This window comes from Syntrophorhabdaceae bacterium, from assembly GCA_028713955.1.
Taxonomy (GTDB): Bacteria; Desulfobacterota; Syntrophorhabdia; order Syntrophorhabdales; family Syntrophorhabdaceae; genus UBA5609.
In genome coordinates, this window is sequence record JAQTNJ010000261.1 from 1 (window position 1) to 4,290 (window position 4,290).

Genomic DNA, 4,290 nt, shown 5'->3' on the forward strand with positions numbered 1-4,290 from the left:
GATGCCCACCTTCCTGATTACCTCCTTCACCGGTGTCCCCAGTTCAGCTTGCTTGAGTGTAAAGGCGATCTGTTCTTCTGTGAACTTCGATGTCTTCATGACAAAATCCTCCTTGTCTATTTTGCCAGAAAACTAACATTTTGTATGGACCAGCTTTGGGGGGGGGGCAGGTCATCATGGAAATTGTCCTTCATTTACTGTAGATTGCCTGTTTTTAGGGTTTTTAGTTCTTATCAGCAGAATACAGCAGTTCAATAACCGTTACTTCAGGAGATGCCAGAAAACGGATAGGAGGGCCCCATGTTCCGGAACCCCTGTTGACATAGAGTTTTGACCCCCGTGGCAAGCTGTGATATCCCGTGTACAAGGGAAAAAATAATTTTGTCACAAACCTGAAAGGGAATATCTGACCCTTATGGGTATGACCTGAGAGCTGCAGATCGAACAATCCTGCCGCACTTCCTTCAACGACAGGCCGGTGCTTCAGGAGAATCTTGAAAAGGTTTTGCGGAAACTTCGAAAGCAGTATCCTTTCCGGGATTTCAACATAGTTAAAAGGCAGGCCGGCGATATCGTCAACACCGACAATATTGATAACCCCTCCGATGGTTATCCCCTCTCCTCTTAACATCCTGAATCCTGCCTTTTGCGTAAAATCGAGGGATTTTTTTATGCCTGCGTAGAATTCGTGATTACCCGTTATGGCAAACTTTCCGTAACGGGGTTTTATCTCATCCAGCATTCCTATGAGTCCGTTCAGTCTGTCTATCTGTCCGTCTACGAGATCGCCGGTAGAGACAAGTATATCAGGGTTTGCCTTTTTAACCGCATCCGTTATGAGCCTTAATCTTTCCTCCCTTACGATAAGGCCAAGGTGTATATCTGAAATCTGCGCGATCGTAACCTTTCCAACAGATTCCGAAATCTTTGGTGACTTTATGACTATTTTTTCAACGGTAATATTCTTTGCCTCCCGGTAACCGTATGCCGATGCGAGCAGCGCATATATCATGGGTATTATGAAAAATAACCGGTAAGCCGATGTGAGGTAAGAAAGATCTCTCTTCAATATGTAACCGGAAAAATGGATTACCATACGTAGGATGTCGATGCAGACCGACAAAGAGAAAAAGAGAAAAATAATGCCCATCCAGGTATATCCCGCATAGGCCATGAAGCGCGCAAACGATTCATGGCCTGCCCTTTCCGCGAGGCGCACCGCAAAAGGGGCAAGGGTCATTATCGCCATGAAGATTATGATGAAGATGTTAGGAACAAATCTAAGATGAAAGGCAGATTGCAGCTTTACAAATACATAAAAATGCAGGGTACCGTAAAGAAAGAGGAAAGTGATCAGAAAGAGGGTCATAACTTATATCTATCGTTCAGATCGTATCTTCGACCTGCAGAATGAATGTTTTTATCCCTCCTTTTGGATGCTCCTGCTTAAGTTTTTCTATGACCTCCCTGATTACCGGGACCCTCTCATCTTCAACGACAACGGCAAGGACATTGTTCTTGCCCGGCCAGTAATGAGTTCCAAGTTTAGGCTCTGTCTCAGTCCCTTCACCGTAAGCCTCTTTCCACTTCGTGTATCCTTTTATTTCAGCCTTTTTAAAGGCAATCAAGGCAGCCTCATCGACAGAATCGCTATACACAACGACAAGCATTTTCATATCGCACCTCCAGTGTGGTTCGGAGTATCGGGCTTGCGATCCTGGGCAGGCTTTGATAAATTTTACTCCTTTTCACTCTGAGCCCCGAATTCCGAACTCTTAACTGTTCTCTTAAAGAACCTCCCCTGCAGCTCGTCGAAAAGGTCATATGCCACCGGAACGACAACAAGCGTGAGAAGCAGCGAGGTCAGGAGACCGCCTATCGTTGCAAGCGCCATTGGCGAACGGGTTTCAGCGCCCTCCCCTATCCCGATGGCTATAGGCATCATACCCATTATCATCGCGAAAGTCGTCATGAGTATGGGCCGGAGTCTCACGGGGCCAGCCTGCAAGAGCGCATCCTTTCTTGACATACCTCTTTCTCTCAGCACGTTTGTATAATCAACGAGCAGGATGGCGTTCTTCTTTACGAGACCCATAAGGAGGATAAGCCCTATAAAACTGAAAATATTTAACGTTTTGCCGAAGATCAGAAGGGCTCCAAAGGCCCCGATAAAGGAAAATGGCAAAGAAAGCAGAACGGTAAAGGGATGAACAAAGCTTTCGAATTGTGCAGCAAGGACCATATATGCCATTATTATACCGAGCATCATGGCAAACATCAAGTAACCAAAAGCCTCTGTCATTATATCCGCCTGGCCCTTATACCGTCCTGAATAGCCCGAAGGAAGGACATTCGCCGATATCCTGTCGAGTTCATCCTTGGCCTGACCGAGAGGTGTCTTCTCGAGGTTCGCGAAAACCGTGATGGCCCTCTGCCTGTCGACCCTGTTGATGATACTCGATCCTCCGCCTTCCTGAAAGCTGGTAATATTCGCAAGCTGCACAAGCCTTCCATCTTTCGCCCTTACGTATACCTTCCCGATATCATCAGGGTTCACCCTGTCCCCGGGTATCAATCGTGCCCTGACATCATAGCGCCTGCCCTTTGCCTCATCCTTGAACTTGGTGACATCAACCTCCCCGCCTATGAGAAAATTAACTGTCTCGGCAACTGTCGCAATATCTACACCAAGGTCGGCCGCTTTATCCCTGTCTATCAATACACGTACTTCGGGCTTGCCCGTTTCAAGGGAGGTATCGAGATCAACAATACCTGGAAGTTTTGAAAACTGTTTCACAATATCACGTGTATATATTTGGAGATTCTGAAGATCCAGGCCTCTTATGCTGTATTGAATCGCTGTCTGTCTCTGCCCCCCTCCGATCATGGACACATTCTCAACGGAGGCCCTGAGTCCGGGTACGCCTTTCAATAATCTTCTTATCTCCGTCTTGATCTGTTCCTGGTTCTTTTTTCTTTGAGACTTTGGCTTCAGATTAATCATCAGATTTGCCCTGTTGAGTTCCCTCGTTGCGCCGCCGCCCTGTGAATAAAGGATTGTAGTTACTTCAGGGACTTTTCTCACTATTTCCTCAACACGCCTGCACATACGGTCGACTTCCTCGACCGAATAATCAACAGGGGTCTGCAGTCTGACGACAAACCTGCTCTGATCTTCTGAAGGAGCAAATTCCTTGCCTATAAACTTTGTCAGGGAAAGGCTGAGGACAAATGTAATAATAGCAATACTCAGCACCATCTTCCTGTGGTTGAGGGCAAACGCAAGGATTGTCCTGTATTGTCCCTCTAACCTTTCATATTCCCTTTCAAGCATATCGGATATCTTTTTCAGATAATGGTGGCGGGTTAATCTGCTGCAAAAAGACCCGGGGTTATTTTCACCGGTTTTATTAACCTCCGGATCTTCACGCTTTTTCAGAAATAATGACGACATCATTGGCGTAAGGGTGAACGAAACAAACCATGAAACCATTACGGCAAATACAACGGTAAGGCCAAACTGAAAGAAAAACCTTCCTATTATCCCTTTCATAAACGCAACAGGGATAAATATTACTATTATTGCAAGTGTTGTTGCCGAAACCGCAAGCCCTATCTCCGATGTCGCAAAAAACGAAGCCTCCCGTGGGGTCATACCATCTTCGATGTGTCTGTGAATATTCTCTATGACGATAATCGCATCATCGATGAGAATGCCGATCGAAAGTGAGAGGGCAAGCATAGACATATTATTGAATGTAAAGCCAAAGATATTCATTATGGCAAAGGTCGAGATGACGGAAGTCGGTATGGCTAAAGCGCTTATCAAAGTTGTTCTAATATTTCTTAAAAAGATCAGGACCGCAAAGATCGCAAACATGCCTCCGTAGATAAGGTGGTGCTGGACATCATTAATAGACCGTTTTATAAAGTCTGACTGGTCAAAAGCTACTGCGAGGTTCATCCCCGCAGGCAACGTCTTCCTTATCGTCTTGAGCTCCTGTTTGACCCGGTTTACAACTTCAACGGTGTTTGTGCCTGACTGTTTCTGGATGCCAAGGTTCACAGAGTTTATCCCGTTGAAACGCGCAATCGTCCGTTTTTCCTCCATGCCGTCTTCGGCACGTCCCACATCTTTAATCCTGACAGCAGCCCCTTTGCTGTAACCTACGATGAGATTATTAAAGTCCTGGATGGTTGGAAATTCACCCTTGACCTTTACCGTGTATTCCTTTGTATCTCCCTCAATCGATCCACCCGGCAGTTCAATATTGCCCCTTGCGAGCGCGC

The 4,290-nt window shown here is 46.1% G+C and carries 3 protein-coding genes; all 3 read right to left on the reverse strand.

The window, feature by feature from the left end:
- Positions 1-223 precede the first annotated feature (223 nt).
- Positions 224-1,369, reverse strand: a complete 1,146-nt coding sequence (locus PHU49_15285; protein ID MDD5245370.1) for a metallophosphoesterase — start codon at positions 1,367-1,369, stop codon at positions 224-226.
- A 16-nt stretch (positions 1,370-1,385) separates the two neighbouring features.
- Positions 1,386-1,676, reverse strand: coding sequence for a hypothetical protein (locus PHU49_15290; GenBank protein MDD5245371.1), 291 nt, complete (start codon positions 1,674-1,676; stop codon positions 1,386-1,388).
- A gap of 62 nt (positions 1,677-1,738) precedes the next feature.
- The coding region (locus PHU49_15295) for an efflux RND transporter permease subunit (protein MDD5245372.1) at positions 1,739-4,290 on the reverse strand (2,552 nt) is incomplete at its 5' end.

Bases quoted from the DNA above. Each gene is read 5' to 3' on its own strand.
- PHU49_15285 (MDD5245370.1), bottom strand. From the start codon at position 1,369: ATGACCCTCTTTCTGATCACTTTCCTCTTTCTTTACGGTACCCTGCAT.
- PHU49_15290 (MDD5245371.1), bottom strand. From the start codon at position 1,676: ATGAAAATGCTTGTCGTTGTGTATAGCGATTCTGTCGATGAGGCTGCC.